This window comes from Rugamonas sp. FW305-51, assembly GCF_058786935.1.
In genome coordinates, this window is record NZ_JBYSZG010000058.1 from 16497 (window position 1) to 34233 (window position 17737).

Genomic DNA, 17737 nt, shown 5'->3' on the forward strand with positions numbered 1-17737 from the left:
GGGCCAGTGGTGCTAGCCCCGGTTCTTGCGCATGCGGGCAATCTGCTCCTCGTAGGCGCGCGCGAACTGCTCGCTGAAACGGCGCTGGTATTCTTCGTCGGCGTCATGCACCAACTGGCGGTAGGATTCGACGTGCCGGTCCCACAGCTTGGCCTTGCGGTTGGCTTGCAACATCTTGTCCATGACGGACGGCAGCGCCATGGTGCGCTCGATCTCGGCCGGATCGAACTGGGCCTGCATCCCTTCCAGCGCGCCGCGCATGCCGGCCAGCAGCGCCATCTCGTGCGCCCGCATGTCGTCGAAGGCGCCATCAAAGGCCGCCACGGGCGCCATATAGCCCTTGGCCGGCTTGCCCAGCATCTGGAACAGCGCGCTGGTGGGGTCGGGGAAGAACTTGAGCGGATTATTGGCCTGGCTGGCGATCATGGTCACGGCCATGCGGCTTTCGCGCTTGGTCAGTGTACGCGCCAGCAGCACGCCCATGGTGCCGGACGTGGCCGCGCGCAGCATGGCGCCGACCAGCTCGACGAATTCGGCGGCCGGCCGTTCCACCTTCATGCCCGTCATGCCCAGGCCGCGCAGCAGCGCCTCGAGCAGCATGGCTTCGGACGCGCCCTGTTGCGTGCCGGCCGGGGCGGCCAATGGCGGCGCAAGTGGCGCGGCAGCTTGCGATGGCGCAGCGGCGGGAGGCACGACGGTTGTCGGCGGCGCGGCGGTGGGAGGTAGGGCGGCGGCCGGCGCAGCGGCTGGCGGTGCGGCGGCGGCCGGCACAGCGGCGGCCGCCGCGCTTGGCGGTGCGAACATGCCGGACGCGCCCTCTGCCGAGGCCGGCGAAACTTCGTCGGTAGGTAACCGCATTTCGCCGATCGGAGAGGCTGACGCGAGCACAATTGCCTCCTCAGCGGCCCAGTTGCCGGGCGATGTAGTCATTTCCGGCGGCAGCGCGGGCGGCGGCGCGGGCGGCGGCGCGGCCTGGCTGGCCAGAGACGGTGCAGGTGCATGTGCAGGTGCAGGTGCAGGTGCAGATGCAGGTGCCGCTGGGCGCAGCAGGTCGGCCAGCGGATCGTAATCGTCGGGAATGGCAAACGAAGCGGCCGGCGGCGGCATCATGGGCGATGGCTGCGGGTACAGCTGTTGGACGGGCGCCACATGGCCGGCGCCTGCCGCTGACTCCCCCCTGGCCTCCGTCCTGGACACGGGCCGGGACATGGTGACCTGCCTGGTGACCGCGTCCTGTGGCGCCAGCCAGTCCACGTTCAGCGGATCGGCGCCCGGCGCGACGGCGCAGTCGAGCAGGCTGGAGGCGGCCAGCGCATCGAGCACCGGCTGCTGGCCCATGGCCTGGGCCGCCTGTCCCGCGCCCCCGGCCTGGCCCATGGTCATGCCCTCCTCGGGCGTGACGGCAATGGCCAACAGATAAGGCCCGATCACCACGGTATCGCCGTCGTTCAGGGCCACCTGGCGCCCATTGCCGACGGGCCGGCCATTGACGAGGCTGGGATTGCTGCCGATGTCAGCCAGGCAATAGCCGCCGTCCTGGAATTCAATCTTGGCATGATTGCGGGAAATGTACTTGCCGGGATCATCGAGCACCAGACCGTTACCGGGCGAACGCCCGATGGTGCCGCCCAGCCGGTCGAAACTGGCCGACAGCGGCTCGGCTGGCGGCGCGGCGCGATGGGTTTGCACGGTCAATGTAATGGGCATCAATCGGTCCGTGTGGCTAGGGGATGGTTGGCCGTTCCCGGGCGAGAAGCGGCCTGCTCCATTGCTTTTCTTATATTCCCAGCAATTATGCGCACAACTCGTTTGGACGGGCAAGTCTTCGTTTATACTCGTGCTTAATGGACCATATGAGCATTTGTTCACCATGCTTACGGTCTGCAAGTAATTGGTACTGGTAGCGCAGGTTTTTCGTACGCGCGGTGACGATGTGACCGCGCCGTGCGTTGCAGATGAATTGACCCTCACGGATTGCATCATCATGAACCCACCACCTAACAGTGACAATGACCATACGGTCCTGGCGCCAGGCGCCGTGTTTCCCAACGCTCTGCAGCCCGGCACCAAACTGGGCGAGTTCGAGATCACCTGCGTGGTCGGCCAGGGCGGCTTCGGCATCGTCTACCAGGCCAAGGACCATTCCCTGGGTCGCGACGTGGCGCTGAAGGAGTACATGCCGGCGGCCTTTGCCGGGCGCGTGGGCGGCACCCAGGTCACCATGCTCTCCGAGCACTATGCCGAAACGTTCCAGGTCGGGCTGCACAGCTTTGTCAACGAGGCCCAGCTGCTGGCCCAGTTCGACCATCCCTGCCTGGTCAAGGTGTACCGCTTCTGGGAAGCCAACGGCACCGGCTACATGGCCATGCCGTTCTACCATGCGCCCACCCTCAAGCAGCTGCTCAAGGAGGACCACGCGCTGCTGTCGCAGGAAGCCTGGCTGCGCAACTTCCTGGCCCATATCCTCGACGCGCTCGAGGTGCTGCACGGCAAGCAGTGCTACCACCGCGATATCGCGCCCGACAACATCCTCATGCTGGAAAACGACCGGCCGCTGCTGCTCGATTTCGGCGCCGCGCGGCGCGTGATCGGCGACATGACGCAGGCGCTGACCGTGATCCTCAAGCCCGGCTATGCGCCCATCGAGCAGTACGGCGACATGATGAACATGTCGCAGGGGCCGTGGACCGACTTCTATGCGCTGGCCTCGGTGGTCTACTTCATCATCACCGACAAGGTGCCGCCGGCCGCCCTCACCCGCCTGGTTTCCGATTCGCTCACGCCGCTGGCCGACAGCGCCGCCGACCGCTACAGCCAGGAATTCCTGCGCGCCATCGACGTGGCGCTCGGGGTACGGCCGGAGCAACGGCCGCAGAACGTGGCCGAGTTCCGCACCCTGCTCGGCATCGAGCAGCCGCCGCGGGCCGCCGCGCCGCGCGGCACCCCGGCGCAACCCGGCGTGGTCACCCAGGGTGGCGCGGGGCGCACCGGCCAGCCCACCCAAGGCGGCACCGGACGCACCGGCCAGCCCACCCAGGCGCGCGCCACCGGGCAGGTGACCCAGGACAACGCGCTCGCCGCGCCACCGCGCAAGAGCCGCTGGAAAACCGTACTACTGAGTTTCTTCGGGCTGGCCGTGCTGGGCGCCGGCGGTGGCGGCGGCTGGCTGTGGTGGAACAACGCCCTGCCGTTCGACATCCCCTACCTGCCACCGCCGCCCGGCGCCAAGCCCGTGCCCGTGGTGGCGGCCGCACCGCCGCCGCCCGTGATCGCGCCCGCGCCGGAGCCGGCCCCGGTCGAGCCGGTGGCCGCCGCTGCCGCCGAAGCGTCGGCGCCCGTCGTGGAAGCGCCGGCCGCGCCGCCGCCACCACCGCCCTGCCCGCTGAAACTGGCGGACGGCACGCCGGGCTGCCCGGCCATGGTCGCCGTACCGGCCGGTACCTACCGGGTTGGTTCCCAGGCCGGCGAGCCGGGCGCGCTGCCCGAGGAACTGGGCGGCAAGCCGGCGCCGATCGCGGCCTTCGAGCTGGCGGCGCAGGAAGTCAGCTACGCCCAATGGCAGTTGTGCGTCAAGGAGCGCGCCTGCCCCGCGCCGCAAGGCATGTCCGGTCCGGACCTGGACAAGCTGCCCGTGACGGGCATCAGCTGGGACGCGGCCAAGGGCTATGCCGACTGGCTGTCGAAGAAGACGGGCGGCAGCTACCGCCTGCCCACGGAGGCGGAGTGGGAATACGCGGCGCGAGCCGGTACCGCCACCATCTTCCCCTGGGGCGACCGCGCCGGGCAGGATAACGCCCATTGCGGCCAGTGCGGCAGCCACCTGGACTTCCACCGCCCCGCCCCGGTCGGCAGCTTCAAGGCCTACGCCGGTCTGTATGACATGGTCGGCAACGTCTACGAGTGGGTGGACGACTGCTGGCACGCCAACCATGGCGACGATCCCAAGTCCAGCCCGGCCCAGACGGCGGCGGCTTGCAAGAAACGGGTGCAGAAAGGTGGCGCCTTCGATTCCACCAGCGGCGACGTGCGCCCGGTGGCGCGTACCTTCGGCGACCGCGCCAGCAGCGACCCGCGCGTAGGCTTCCGCATCGGCCGCACGCCGCCGGCGCCCACGCCCGCCCCCGCCGCAGCCACTGCTTCCACCGCCGCCTCCGCACCGGCGCCTGCAGCGACAGCATCGGCACCCGGGGCCGCTACGCCAGCCTCGTCCGCGCCCGCAAGCGCCACTGGTGCCGCCGCAACGGTTTCGGCGGCAGCGGCCGGTGCGCCAGGCACCGCCACAGCAGGCGGCGCGGCGCCAGGCCAGCCGGCTGCTGCCACCAAGAGCGGCGCCAGAACTGTCTCCAGGTCTGCGTCGCCGGGCGCGGCCAAGCCGCCGGCCGCATCCGCGCCGCCGGCTACCGCCTATTGAAGAACCTTAGAAAGGTGTCCATGAACGTACTCTTTCGTGCAACAAGCATAAGCCTGGCCCTGCTGGTGGCCGGTTGCGCCACGCAGGAAACGCAAGTCTACCGGCTGCCGCCGCGCAATCCGGCCGAGGTGCCGCGCCATCCGCCCGCCGCCACCCAGCCCGCTCCCCCGCAAGGGCAACAGCCTGCTGCGGAGGAAGACGAGGAAGGCAAGGCGCGCCAGGCGGTGCAACGCCAGGAAGTGGAGGAAGAAACGCGGCGCCTGATGTCCTACCAGAAGAACCTGTTCCAGGTCTTCAAGCTGACGGAGATCCAGGCTGGCTTCCGCGAGAAGCCGAACGCGCTGGGCGTGTTTGAACTGAAATCGTCCAAGACGGGCAAGCTGCGGCTGATGCTGGCAATGCAGCCCGAGAGTCCGGTGCGCCTGAACGTGGGCACCTACAATGTGAACGTGGAAGTAGTGATCGATTATGTGGAGACGCTGGAATGCGTCTCCAGCAACTGCGACGGCAAGACCCAGAACCTGGTGCGCTCCGTGCCCCGCACGGTGCAGTTCTACATGGCCCCAAGGCTGGGCTACGTACACCGCAAGGATGTCTCGCTGGTCGATACCAAGGCCGTGGAAGCGAAGGGCCACAACTACCGCAGCAGCTATTCCGACCTGGTGATGACGGTGCGGCGCATCTCCGCCGCGCCGCTGCCGGGCCGCCAGTCCGAGTAGACCGGCCGGCACGGACCGGCACTGTCAGGCCTGCGCTGTCCGGCCGGCGCTGTCCGGCCATTCCCGCCGCCCAGGCCCCGGAGCCTTACAACGTCAGGCCGCCCGCCACTTCCAGCGTGGCGCCGTTGACGTAGCTGGCCTCGTCCGACAGCAGGAACACGACGGCCGACGCGATCTCGCGCGGCTCGCCCATGCGTCGCTGCGGGATCATGTTCAACATGTCCGCCACCACCTGCTGCGGAATATCCTTGACGATGTGGGTGTTGACGAAGCCGGGGCATACGGCATTGCAGCGCACGCCCTTGCGGCCCAGTTCACGGGTCCAGGTCTTGGTCAGGGCCAGCACGCCGGCCTTGGCGGCCGCGTAGTTGGACTGGCCGAAGTTACCCGACAGGCCGACGATGGACGAGATGTTGACGATGGCGCCGGCCGTGGCCAGCAGCGCGTCCACGTTGGCGCTGGCGCAGTTGAATACACCCTTGAGATTGATGTCGATCACGCGGTCCCACTGGGACTCGCTCATCTTGGTCAGCTGGGCGTCGGCCACCACGCCCGCATTGTTGACCAGTCCATTGACGCGGCCAAAGCGCTCCTGCGTGGCCTTGGCGGCCGCCTGCACGTTGGCCAGGTCGGCCACGTCCACCGTAAAGCCCTCCACTTCCACGCCCGGCACCAGGCCGCGCACGTGTTCCACCGCCGCCGCGATAGCGTCGGCACGGTTGTCCCAGATCGCCACGGTGGCGCCGGCCACGGCGCAGCGCTCGGCGATGGCCAGGCCGATGCCCTGGGCGCCGCCCGTCACGATGATTACCTTGTTAGTCAAATCCATTCTGCTGATCCCCGCTAGTTTGAACAATGCCTGCCGCCCGGCGCTGCCATGGCGGCCCCGCGCAGCAGTATAGCCGACCGCACAGGCCACGGAAAAAAAACGGCGCCGCGGCGGACGCCGCCTGGGGCGGACATCCGGCGCGGCGCCGGCTTGCTACTTGCGGTAGCTGATTAGCAGCGTTCGAACACCACGGCGATACCCTGGCCGCCGCCGATGCACATCGTCACCAGCGCGTAACGGCCGCCGGTGCGCTGCAGTTCGTAGATCGCCTTGGTGGCGATGAAGGCGCCCGAGCAGCCCACCGGATGGCCCAGCGCGATCGCGCCGCCGTTCGGGTTGGTCTTGGCCGGGTCCAGTTCCAGCACCTTGGTCACGGCCAGCGCCTGCGATGCGAACGCTTCGTTCGATTCGACCACGTCCATCTGGTCCATCTTCAGGCCGGCCTTGGCCAGGGCCTTGCGGCTGGCGGGGATAGGACCTTCGCCCATGATGTCGTTCGGCACACCGGCCACGGCGTAGCTGACGATGCGGGCGATCGGGGTCTGGCCGCGCTGGGCTGCCAGGGCGGCGTCGGCCAGCACCATGAAGGCGGCGCCGTCGTTGATGCCCGAGGCGTTACCGGCGGTGACGGTGCCATCCTTCTTGAAGGCCGGCTTCATCTTGGCCAGCGATTCGAGCGTGGTGGCAGGCTTCAGGTGCTCGTCGGCGTCGAACACCACTTCGCCCTTGCGGGTCTGGCGCACGATAGGCACGATCTGCGAAGCGAAGCGGCCTTCGGCCTGGGCCAGCGCGGCGCGGCGCTGCGATTCCAGCGCGAACGCGTCCTGCTCTTCGCGCGAGATGCCGTACTTGGTGGCCAGGTTCTCGGCCGTGATGCCCATGTGGCCCACGCCGAACGGATCGGTCAGGATCGAGGTCATCATGTCGATGGCCTTGGTGTCGCCCATGCGCGCGCCGCTGCGCAGCGCCGGCAGCATGTAGCCGCCGCGCGACATCACTTCCACGCCGCCGCCGATGCCGTATTCAAAGTCACCCAGCATCACGCCCTGGGCCGCCGTCACGATGGCCTGCAGGCCGGACGAGCACAGGCGGCTGACCTGCATGGCGATGGAATCCATCGGCATGCCGGCCTGCACCGAGGCCACGCGCGACACGTAGCCGTAACGGCCATCGGTGGGGATGCAGGTGCCGACGACGGCGTTGCCGATGGCCGCAGCCTCGACCCCGGAGCGGGCGATGGTTTCCTTCATCACGATACCCGCCAGTTCGGCCGGCTCCATCTCCGACAGCGAACCGCCGAAGGCGCCGATGGGGGAACGGGCGGCGCTCAACACTACTACGTCTTTAATCATGATAATTCCTTAAAAGCGGGGATCGAAAGGCTGGATGCACGCGGGCGCCGCAGCGCCACGCCGGCCATATTATGCCGCAGTGCGTCATTTCCGACAGGAAGTCTGGGGCTTTCGCGCGCCGATGTCAATTTTGCGGCCCCGGTTCCGGCCCGCCGGCCGCCCATTGCCGATGCGGCGCCGCAACAGTCGCCCTATGCGCGGGCCGGGATCAGGCCGGCGATCTCCTGTTCGCTGCAACCGGCGGCGCGCAGGATGGCCGCGCCATGCTCGCCGCGCCGGGGTACCGCGCCCGGCACGTGCCGCGCCGCCGAAAACCGCGGCGCGGGCGCCGCCTGCAGTATGCCGTCCCGTTCGCCGTACACGGCGCGCGCCGCCATATGCGGGTGCGCCATCGCGTCGGCCGGCGACAGCACGGGCGCGAAGCAGGCGTCGCTGCCCTCCAGCAGCGCGACCCAATGGCTGCGCGGCTGGGACAGGAACAGCGCCGTCAGTTTCAGGCGCAGCGACGGCCAGCTGCGCCGGTCGTAGGGCCGGGCAAACTCCGCGTCGTCCTGCAGGCCCAGCTTTTGCAGCAGCAGCGCGTAGAACTGCGGCTCCAGCGCGCCTATGGTCACGCATCCGCCGTCCTGGCAGGTATAGCTGCCATACCAGTGCGGGCCGTCCAGCAGCCCTTCGCCGCGCGCCATGGGCATCATGCCCGCCGCGTGCAGCGACAGCAGCAGGTTCATCATGTTGGCGCTGCCGTCGACGATGGCCGCGTCGACCACCTGGCCCGCCGCGCCGTTGCGCACGCCCAGCACGCCGGCCAGCACGCCCATGGCCAGGTACAGTGCACCGCCGCCGATGTCGCCCACCAGCGTGGGCGGCGCCAGCGGCGCCTGGCCGGGCGCGCCGCTGTACCACAGAGCGCCGGACAGGGCGATGTAATTGATGTCGTGGCCGGCGCTCTTGGCCAGCGGACCGTCCTGGCCCCAGCCCGTCATGCGGCCATAGACCAGTTTCGGATTGCGCGCCAGGCAGACCTCCGGCCCCAGGCCCAGGCGCTCCATCACGCCGGGGCGCATGCCTTCGATCAGCGCGTCGGCGCCTTCGATCAGGGTCAGCAGGGTGGCGATGGCCTGCGGATCCTTCAAGTCCAGCGCCAGCGAGCGCTTGCCGCGGTTGGTGATGTTCTTCTCGCCCAGCTCGAGCGGATCGCCGGACTTGCCGGCCGCCCGCTCGACCAGGATCACGTCGGCCCCCATGTCGGCCAGCAGCATGCCGCAGAACGGCGCCGGCCCGATGCCCGCGATTTCGATGATACGTATGCCCGACAGTATGCCCATGCGATCCCTCGTAGTAAGAATTGGACGAAGGCCGGCCGCACCCGCTACCGGCTCCAGCCTGCCAGTGTAGCCGCGGCGGAACAGGGACACATCGTCGCATGCGACGAATCGGCGGCCCGCCATGCCCGATCGGCGTTTGGCGGTCAGGAATGCGCGCGCACCCGGACACGCACACCGTCGGCCACCTCGTTGGCGGGATAACGCACCACCGTCTGCCCCGGCGCCAGGCCTTTCTGTACCTCCGCCTCAAGCTGGTTGCGGTGGCCAATTTCAACCACGCGCCGCCTTGCCCGGCCCTCCGAGACGACAAACACGCACCATTCACTGGCGCACCGGAACAAGGCGCTGGCGGGCAGCTTGAGCACTTCGCCGGCCTGCCAGGTCACAATCCGCGCGACAACCCGATAGCCGTCGCCGATGGGGCCCGGGGGATCGACAAATTCGGCGATCACGTTGGCCCGTTTCTCCTCGATGCCGAGGGCCGACACCTTGGTCACGGCATAAGGTTCCACCCGCGCCACCCGGGCTCGCAGCGCCCGCTCACCGCCCCAACCTTCCAGCAGCACCGGCATGCCCGGCGCGACCCTGACGGCCTCCGACGACAGCAAGGGCACCACGATTTCCAGCCCGCCCACATCGCCCAGGGTCAACAGCGGCGCGCCGGCGGCCACCACCCGCTCGCTGGCGTCCGTCACACGCAGCACGCAGCCAGCCATGGGCGCGCGCACGGCCAGCACCGGCTCGGTGCCGGCGCCGGCCGCGTGCACGGCCGTCAGGCCGGAACGGGCCACTTTCACTTCGGCCTCGGCGGCGCGCAGCCGGAAACGGGCCGCCTCCACCTCGCTGGCGGCCGTCACTTCGGCCGTGCGGGCCTGCTCGGTGGCCTGCGCCGCCACAAAGCCCTGTTGCACCAGTTGGCGCATCCGTGCATGTTCGCGGCGCGCCTGCGCCATGTCTTCGTCGGCGTGGCGCAGGCGTTGCCCGGCCTCGCGCCGCAACGCTTCCGCGGCGGCCACACGCGCACTGATCTCGTCGCGCTCGCGCACCGTCAATGGCAGCGGCGCGATCCTGGCCAACAGCTGGCCTTCTTGCACGGCATCGCCGTCACGCAACGCGATACGTGTCAGCCGGCCCGCCACCGGCGCCGAGACCACGAAGCGGTCATGCGAGCGGGTCTCGCCCTGGTCGTCCACCGTCACCTGCATCGGCCCCATCGCCACCGTGGCGCCGTCGACGTCGAGCGGCGCGGGCCACAGCGCGATACCCGCGCCGGCCACCAGGGCCAGCCCGCCGGCGGCAAGCAGGCTACGTTTCCACCTCATGGACAACTCCTTTCATTCGCGCGTCTTGAGCACGGCGATCAAATCGAGGCGGCGCAGGCGGCGCGCCACCAGCGCGCCCGACAGCACCGACGCCGCCAGCGCCGCGAGCACCGGGTAGAGCAGCGACAGCTTGCCGACCACCAGCGGCAGGCGGAACATCTCACGATCGAACAAGGGCAGCAAGGCCGCGCACATGGCATATCCCAGCGCCAGCCCGACCGGCAGGGCCAGCAGCACCAGCAAGGCCTGCTCGCCCAGCAGCAAGAACGCTACCTCGCGTTCCGTAAAACCGAGCACGGCCAGACTGGCCAGTTCATTGCCCCGCTCCGACAGGGCGATGCGGGCGCTGTTATAGACCATGCCGGCGATAATCACGCTGGCAAACAAGGTCAGTACGGCGCTGAAGAAGAAAAATGTGCGATCCATCGTCGCCCGCAGGCTCGTTTGCAGCGCGCCACGCACCACCACCCCGGCCACCGCCGGCGTGCGCTTCAGGCTGGCAAACAGCGCCGGTGCGGCATCGGCCGCCACGCGCAGCCAGGCGCCGGAGGCCGTACCGTCTTCGCCCAGCAAACGGCTCAACGCGCCGGCATCCATGTATGCGCCCAGGCCCAGCATCTCATCGACCACCCCGGCCACGGGCACCTGCAGCACGGCGCGGCGCCCTTCCAGCACTTCCATGGTGACGCTGTCGCCCGGTCCGACAGCCAGCAACCGCGCCAGTTTCTCACCCAGCACCAGCCCGTACGGCGGCAACGCCACGGGGCGCAGCCGGCGGTCCAGCAAGCTGCGCAGCTCATGCACGGGCGGCAGTCCCGTCACCTCGATCCGCTTGGCCAGGTGCTCGTGGCGCAGCCAGGCCGGCACCAGCCGGAACGGCTCGGCACGCAGCACGCCCTCCATGCGGCCTATGGCGAGGGCCGCTTCCGGCCCGCGCGGACCGTCATATAGTACCGTGACATCGTCATGTTGCACCTGGTTGAACTGCACGGCCATCATATAGCCGGCCCCGTCGTAGCCAAAGCGGCCCACGACCATCAGCGCCACGGCAAACGCGATGCCCAACACGGACAGCAAGGCTTTCCATGGTCGCCGCACGAGGTTACGGCAGATCATGCGCGCCGATGCCGGCAGGCGGCCCAGCAGCCTGGGCAGACCGGTGCGGAACGCCGCCGGCGCTGCGCTGCGCATGGCCTCGGCCGGTGCCAGGGCCACGGCGCGGCGCACGGCCAGCAGCGCGCCTGCGCCCGCCGCCGCCAGGCTGGCCCCGCCGGCCAGCAGCAACAGGGCCGGGCGCAGCGCCAGCTGCAGGTGGGGAAAATGGAAGTAGGCGCGATAGACGTCGACAAACAGGGCGCCCAGCGCCAAGCCCAGCGGCAGGCCCAGGACCAGTCCGATGGCCACCGTGACCAGCGCCATGTTCAGGTAGTGCAGTCCGATGCGGGCGTCGGACTGGCCGAAGGCCTTGAGCAAACCGATCTGGGTACGCTGCGAGGCGACCAGGCGCGACAACACGGCATACAGCAGGAAGGCGGCCACGGCCAGGAACAGGGCCGGAATGGCCGTCGTCATCACTTCCAGCTCGCCCAGTTCATCGCTGAGGATGCGGTGCGACAGCTGATCGGCACGGCCGTAAGCACCCAGCCCGCCATAGGGCCGCAACAGCCGGTCCAGGCCGGCGATCACGTCGCGCTCGCGCGCCCCGGCCGCCAGTACCAGGGACACATCGTTGAAGGCACCCAGCATGTCGAAGGCCGGTGCCAGTGCCGGCTCGGCCATCCACAGCACGCCGTAATGCCGGTTATCCGGAAACAGCATGCCGCCGCCCACTTCATAGACGAACTCGGGCGACAGGGCGATGCCGACCACGACGAGGCTGGTCCAGCGGCCATGCAGCAGCGCGCCCAGTGTGCCGCCCAGGCGCAACCCGTTGGCTGCCGCGAACGCGGCGCTGACCATCACCTGGTCCGCCGCCCCCGCGTCGACGTAGCGCCCCGCCACCAGTTGCAGGTCGTTCAACATGGGGCCATGCGGCACGGGCACCGACACCAGCCTGGCCGTGGCCGGTTCGTCCAGTCCCGGCACCGCGAGCGCCACTTCGGTCACAATGCGCGTGCGCAGCTGGGCCACGCCGGACAGGCCAGCGATGTCGCCGGCCAGCGCGGCCGGGGCGCGCTTGAGGTGGGCGAACACGTTGGCAAAGCGGTGGCTCAGATAATAATCGTCGCGCGCCCGCAACAGCGCATCGCTGGTGCCGCGGGTGGCCACCAGCGTGGCGATGCCGCAGGCCACCACCAGCGCCGCGGCGAGCACCTGGCCGCGCAAATGCCACAGGTCGCGCCACAGCACGCGATTGAGCATGGTCACCATGAAATGTCGTCCGCCGAGGCCCGGCTGGCGTTGCGCCGGATGTCGACGATACGGCCGCTGCTGATGCGGATCACGCGGTCGGCCAGCGCGGCAATGGCAGCGTTGTGGGTGATGACGACCGTGATCGTGCCCAGCTCCCGGTTCAGCCGCTGCAGCACGTCGAGCACCAGTTTCCCGGTCGGATAATCGAGCGCCCCCGTCGGTTCATCGCATAGCAACACGTCCGGCCGTTTGGCCACCGCCCGCGCGATCGCCACCCGCTGCTGTTCGCCGCCCGACAGCTGGGATGGAAAATGGTCACGGCGCGCGTCCATGCCGACCAGGGCCAGCGCCTGTTCCGGATCCATGGGCGCGGCGGCGATCTCGGTCACCAGCGCCACGTTTTCGCGGGCCGTCAGGCTCGGGATCAGGTTGTAGAACTGGAACACGAAACCGACATGCTCGCGGCGGAACCGCGTCAACTCCGCCGGCGCCGCCGCAGTCAGGTCATGCTCGCGGTAGCGCACTTCGCCACTGGTGGGCCGGTCCAGCCCGCCCAATATGTTGAGCAAGGTGGACTTGCCGCTGCCGGAGGCGCCAAGCAAGACGACAAACTCTCCCGGGTGCAGGTCCAGGTCAACGTCACGGAGCGCCTGAACTTCCGCCTCGCCCATGCGATAGACTTTGCACACCCGCCGCAGATGGAACACCGCATCGGGCGGCGCGGGCACGGGCAGTTCCTGCGATGGGCTGGGGGTGCGCAGCAAGAGTCGCCTCATTATCCAGAGGACCGCCCCTTAGCGCAGGTCCTGAACTGTCGGCAACCGGTCCAGCGGCGGGACTACGGGGTCGACCTGAGACCTTTTTACAGAATTCTGCGCCGAAGCGCAAGCTGCCGGCACATCCGGCAGGCGGCCGGCAAGGCCCGCCCCCCCGCCGGCTGCCGCTTGCCGTCAGTTGCGCACGATGCTTTGACCGGCGTTCTTCACCTTGTCGCCGGCGACCATGCCGGGGTCGTGGTCGAAGGCGAACTTGGCCTGGTGGCCGTTCTCGTACTGCACCGCCACGGTCCACACCTTCTTGGCGTTCATTTTCTGTTCGACCTTGTTGCCGGCGTAGGCGCCGCCGGCCGCACCGGCCACGGTGGCCAGGTCGCGGCCCGTGCCGCCGCCCACCTGGTGGCCCAGCAGGGCGCCAGCCACGCCACCGGCCACCACGCCCAGCGCGCCGCCCTCGCCTGCCTGCTCCGTCATGTGGACCGAGGTGACCCGGCCGCAGTCCGCGCAGACGGCGTGGCCGTTGCCTTGCGAGCTGGCCTTGGCGCTCGCCATGGCCTTGGTGTAGGTGGCCTTGGCGTCACGCAGGCACTGCATGCGCAGCGACGCTTCGCTCTCGTCGGCGCACAGCTTCTTGTCGCTGGCGTAGCGGGCCGCCGCTTCCTTGCCGGCCTGGCCGTAAGGCTGACCGGCGGCCGAAGCGTGGGAAGAGATAAAGGCGGTGGCCAACATGGCGGCCAGCAGGATGGATTGCTTGTTCATGGTTTGCTCCAGATTCTGTATCGGGGTGCCGGCCCGCTACCGCCGCCAGTCGGGGCGGCGCGGGCCGGTGGGGTTGCTTGATGCTTGCTTGATGCTTGGTCGACGCTTAGTTGACGCGGCGTTCCACGGTGATCTGCTCGATCTCCACGCGGCGGTTAGGCTCCAGGCACTTGATCAGGTCGGCGCGCTTCTGCTTCTTGTTGTCGCACTTGGCCACCGGCTGCTCTTCGCCCTTGCCGGCCGTGTTGATGCGGCTGGCCGCAACGCCCTTGCCCACCAGGTAGGCCTTGACGGCTTCGGCACGGCGCAGCGACAGCGCGTGGTTGGCCTTGCTGCTGCCCAGGCGGTCGGCGTAACCGGTCACGACCACATGCTCCACGCCCGGATTATCGTTGAGCAGCTTGGCCATGTCGTCCAGCTTGGGCTGGCCATCGTGCAGCTTGGCACTGCCGAAGTCGAACAGTTCGGTAGCCGACATGGTCACCTTCTCAAAGCGGGCCGGCGCCGGTGGCGGCGGCGCCACCGGGGCTGGCGGCGGCGGTGCCACTTCCACCACCGGCTGCGGCGCCACCACGGGCTGGGCCACCGGCACCGGACGCGCGGCCGGCTTGTCGAAGGCGTAGTTCAGGCCCACGGTCAGGTAGTAGTTGTTCGATTTGCTGGTCGGGAATTCGTTGCCGCGGATGAAACCGTGCACGTCGCGCAGGTCGGCCTGCATCGACCACTGGTCGTTCAGCGATGCCTGGAAACCGACGCCGGCGCTGACGAAGGGCGAGTTCTTCGACAGCTGGCCCAGGGCGTTCAGGTTGGCCTTGTCATGCTCCATGCCGGCGCCCACCAGCACGAACGGACGGAAGGTGGAACGGGAGAACAGGTACAGGCCATCGACGCCGAAGGTGTTCTGCTGGTAGCGTTCGCCATTGTCGCGGGAACGGGCGTAGGTGGCGCCCATCTGCACATCCCAGCTGTCGCTCACGGCCTTACCGAATTTCAGGCCGGCGCCGAAGCCGTGCTTGTCCACGCCAAAGTCGCCGTCCGGCTTCATGGCGTTGACGCTGGGCTGGATGTACCAGGAGGGATTGATCGCTTCATCCGCGGCGACGGCGGAGAAGGAGGCGCACAGCGCCAGGGCCGCCAGCGCGATTTTCTTGGTTTTCAACATGTCGTTTCCCATTCTTAAATGTTATGGCTGTTTGTAATGCCCAGTCCGGAAGCTGCGGCCTGCCGTGCGATATTGCCTGGATGCCTTACTTGCGGTCTGGTTATTGACTAAACGAAACCCACTGACGTTTGGTGGACGAGGTCATAATTGAAAGATGTAATAAATTGTATATTTGCCTGCCTCCGCCACGGCGCAAACGCGTCGCCGCGGCACGCCAGAACTAAGGCCGCAACGGCATTCTGGCGCCCGCCATCACTGGCCTGAATATCCATGTTGTGCTGTCACCACGGGGCCAGCCATCTTGCCCTGCGGGCTCAATATTTTCCTGTTTCAACGAAACTTCTGTTGAACTGCGCGTGAATATTCACAATACTGTACCGAATCTGTTCCCCAGTTTTCGATCGGCGCCATGAACGACCCCATGCATGTAGAAGACGAACCGAGCCCGGCCGGCGACGCTCTGCCGGGTCCGCATGCGGGGCCAGCACGGCCGGCGCACGGCAAGGCAGCGAGCAACGGCCGGGCCCGCAATGAAGCGGAATTGCGCCGCCTGTTGAGCGAATTGCAGGTGCACCAGGAAGAGCTGGAAGCGCAGAACGAGGCCTTACGCGCCGCACAAAGCGAAGTGGAACGCATCCGCGACCGCTATGCCGACTTTTACCACTTCTCGCCCACCGGCTTCGTCAGCCTGGGGCAGGACGGCAAGATCATCCAGATCAACACCACCAGCGTGCAACTGCTGGGCTGCGGCGCGGCCTGCCCGGTCGGCACGCGCTTCGACAGCTACATCGTCCTGGCCGACCGCCCCGCATTCGGCGCCATGCTGGCGCAGGTCTACAGCTGCGGCGGCAAGCAACGGTGCGAAGTCCAGCTGACCCAGCCCGGCCGCCTGCCCCGTACGGTGCAGATCGATGCCATGCTGGCGCCGGACGGATTGGAGTGCCGCGCCGTCATCGTCGACGTCACGGAACAGAAGTCGGCCACGGCCCGGCTGCAACTGGACGCCAGCGTGTTCGCCTACGCCAGCGAAGGCATCATGATCACCGACGCGGACGGCTGCCTGATCGACGTCAACGACGCTTTTTCCCGCATCACCGGCTACAGCCGGGCCGAAGTATTGGGCCGCCATCCCCGCTTCCTGCAGTCCGAACACAATACGCAGTCCTGTTATGACGCCATGTGGCGCGCCGTGGCCGAGCAGGCCCACTGGTCCGGCGAGTTGTGGAGCGCGCGCAAGGACGGTTCCGAATATGTGGCCATGCTGGGCATAGGCGCCGTGCGCGACAGTGCCAACCGCATCACCAATTACGTCGCCATCTTCACCGACATCACCCAACTGAAACAAAGCCAGCACGCGCTCGAGCACATCGCCCATTTCGACGCCCTGACCGGCCTGCCCAACCGGGTCCTGCTGCTGGACCGGCTGCAGCAGGCGCTGGCGCAAAGCCAACGCCAGCAGCGGGCGCTGGCCGTCGTCTTCCTTGACCTCGACGGCTTCAAGGCCGTCAACGACCAGCACGGCCATGGCGTGGGCGACGCCCTGCTGATCGCCTGCGCCGCGCGCATGAAGGCGGCCTTGCGCGACGAGGACACCATCGCCCGCCTGGGCGGCGACGAATTCGTCGCCCTGCTGGTGGACCTGGAACATCACCATGAATTCGAATCGATGGTGGAACGCTTGCTGCACGCCGTATCGGCGCCGATTGAACTGGACGGGCTGAGCTTGCAGCTGACGGCCAGCATCGGCGTCACCTTGTTCCCGGCCGACGAAGCGGGCCCCGACCAGTTGCTGCGCCATGCCGACCAGGCCATGTACCAGGCCAAGCTGGCCGGCAAGAACCGCTTCCACCTGTTCGACGTCGAGCATGACGAAGCCCTCAAGAGCCAGTTCGAGTACCTGCAGGAAGTGCGGCAGGCCGTCGCGCAGCGCCAGTTCCAGCTGTACTACCAGCCCAAGGTCAACCTGCGCACGGGCGCCCTGGTCGGCGTCGAGGCGCTGCTGCGCTGGCAGCATCCGCGCCGCGGCCTGCTGGAGCCGGCCCAGTTCATCGCCATGATCGACGATCAGGCGGTCGGCCTGGAGCTGGGCCGCTGGATCATCGACGCGGCCCTGCAGCAGGCCGCCGCCTGGCAGGAGAGCGGCCTGCACCTGCCCGTCAGCATCAACGTATGCGCGCACCAGCTACAGCAGAACAACTTCGTGTCCTCCCTGGCCGAGCGGCTGGCGGCCTATCCGTCGCTCCGTCCCCACACGCTGGAGCTGGAGATCCTCGAATCGAGCGCGGTAGCGGACCTGTTCAAGGTGTCGGAAGTGATACACGCCTGCCACCGCATCGGCGTCGACTGCGCCCTGGACGACTTCGGCACCGGCTACTCCTCGCTGGCCTACCTGCGCCACCTGCCCGTCAAGACCCTGAAGATAGACCGCAGCTTCGTGCGCTCCATGCACGACGATGCGGAAGACCTCGACATCGTCAAGGGCATCCTGGGCCTGGCCGCCGTGTTCCACCGCCAGGTGATCGCCGAAGGGGTGGAAACGGAAGCGGCCGCCGCCCTGCTGCAACGGCTGGGCTGCGAACTGGCCCAGGGCTACGTCATCGCACCGCCCATGGCCGGGCCGCTCATTGCGCCATGGGCCGCCCAGCGCCGCGGCACCGCCAACTGGCCATACTGATTCACAGCAAAGGGGGGCCGCCCGTCCCCCGCTGCCCTGCCCGCCCCCGTCCGTAT

At 68.2% G+C, this 17737-nt stretch carries 12 protein-coding genes; 3 read left to right on the forward strand and 9 right to left on the reverse strand.

Translation table 11 applies throughout. The features are described 5' to 3' along the window. Positions 1–12: 12 nt before the first annotated feature. Positions 13–1707 carry a type VI secretion system-associated FHA domain protein TagH gene (gene tagH, locus AC3WOS_RS25620; protein WP_492719767.1) on the reverse strand — a complete coding sequence of 565 codons (1695 nt, stop codon included), beginning with the start codon at positions 1705–1707 and terminating at the stop codon, positions 13–15. A gap of 277 nt (positions 1708–1984) precedes the next feature. Here tagH and AC3WOS_RS25625 point away from each other — a divergent pair, with 277 nt between their 5' ends. Next, complete coding sequence (locus tag AC3WOS_RS25625; protein ID WP_492719769.1) at positions 1985–4411, forward strand: SUMF1/EgtB/PvdO family nonheme iron enzyme; 2427 nt, start codon at positions 1985–1987, stop codon at positions 4409–4411. 20 nt (positions 4412–4431) lie between these two features. Continuing rightward, positions 4432–5130: a hypothetical protein gene (locus AC3WOS_RS25630; protein ID WP_492719770.1), complete on the forward strand. Its 699-nt coding sequence runs from the start codon at positions 4432–4434 to the stop codon at positions 5128–5130. Between the two features lie 85 nt (positions 5131–5215). Here the strand turns inward: AC3WOS_RS25630 and fabG are convergent, their stop codons facing one another. The 8 genes from fabG to AC3WOS_RS25670 form a co-directional block, all read right to left on the reverse strand. Continuing rightward, entirely contained in the window at positions 5216–5959 is a 744-nt protein-coding gene (fabG, locus tag AC3WOS_RS25635; RefSeq protein WP_492719771.1) for a 3-oxoacyl-ACP reductase FabG, read from the reverse strand. 170 nt (positions 5960–6129) lie between these two features. Next, positions 6130–7311 carry an acetyl-CoA C-acyltransferase family protein gene (locus AC3WOS_RS25640; RefSeq protein WP_492719773.1) on the reverse strand — a complete coding sequence of 394 codons (1182 nt, stop codon included), beginning with the start codon at positions 7309–7311 and terminating at the stop codon, positions 6130–6132. Positions 7312–7502: 191 nt separating this feature from the next. Beyond that, positions 7503–8636 (reverse strand): CaiB/BaiF CoA transferase family protein, encoded by a 1134-nt coding sequence (locus AC3WOS_RS25645; RefSeq protein ID WP_492719775.1) that lies wholly within the window; start codon positions 8634–8636, stop codon positions 7503–7505. A gap of 143 nt (positions 8637–8779) precedes the next feature. After that, positions 8780–9958, reverse strand: coding sequence for an efflux RND transporter periplasmic adaptor subunit (locus AC3WOS_RS25650; RefSeq protein ID WP_492719776.1), 1179 nt, complete (start codon positions 9956–9958; stop codon positions 8780–8782). Between the two features lie 12 nt (positions 9959–9970). Next, positions 9971–12328 (reverse strand): ABC transporter permease, encoded by a 2358-nt coding sequence (locus AC3WOS_RS25655; protein WP_492719778.1) that lies wholly within the window; start codon positions 12326–12328, stop codon positions 9971–9973. Further along, on the reverse strand, positions 12322–12981 hold the full coding sequence (locus AC3WOS_RS25660) for an ABC transporter ATP-binding protein (RefSeq protein ID WP_492719787.1): 660 nt from the start codon (positions 12979–12981) through the stop codon (positions 12322–12324). The genes AC3WOS_RS25655 and AC3WOS_RS25660 overlap by 7 nt, the downstream gene beginning before the upstream one ends. A gap of 279 nt (positions 12982–13260) precedes the next feature. After that, complete coding sequence (locus tag AC3WOS_RS25665) at positions 13261–13845, reverse strand: glycine zipper 2TM domain-containing protein (RefSeq protein WP_492719780.1); 585 nt, start codon at positions 13843–13845, stop codon at positions 13261–13263. Positions 13846–13951: 106 nt separating this feature from the next. Then, complete coding sequence (locus tag AC3WOS_RS25670) at positions 13952–15007, reverse strand: OmpA family protein (RefSeq protein WP_492719782.1); 1056 nt, start codon at positions 15005–15007, stop codon at positions 13952–13954. Between the two features lie 421 nt (positions 15008–15428). Here AC3WOS_RS25670 and AC3WOS_RS25675 point away from each other — a divergent pair, with 421 nt between their 5' ends. Then, a complete protein-coding gene (locus tag AC3WOS_RS25675; protein WP_492719783.1) occupies positions 15429–17681 on the forward strand; it encodes a putative bifunctional diguanylate cyclase/phosphodiesterase in 2253 nt (750 codons plus the stop codon). The last annotated feature ends 56 nt before the right edge of the window (positions 17682–17737 follow it).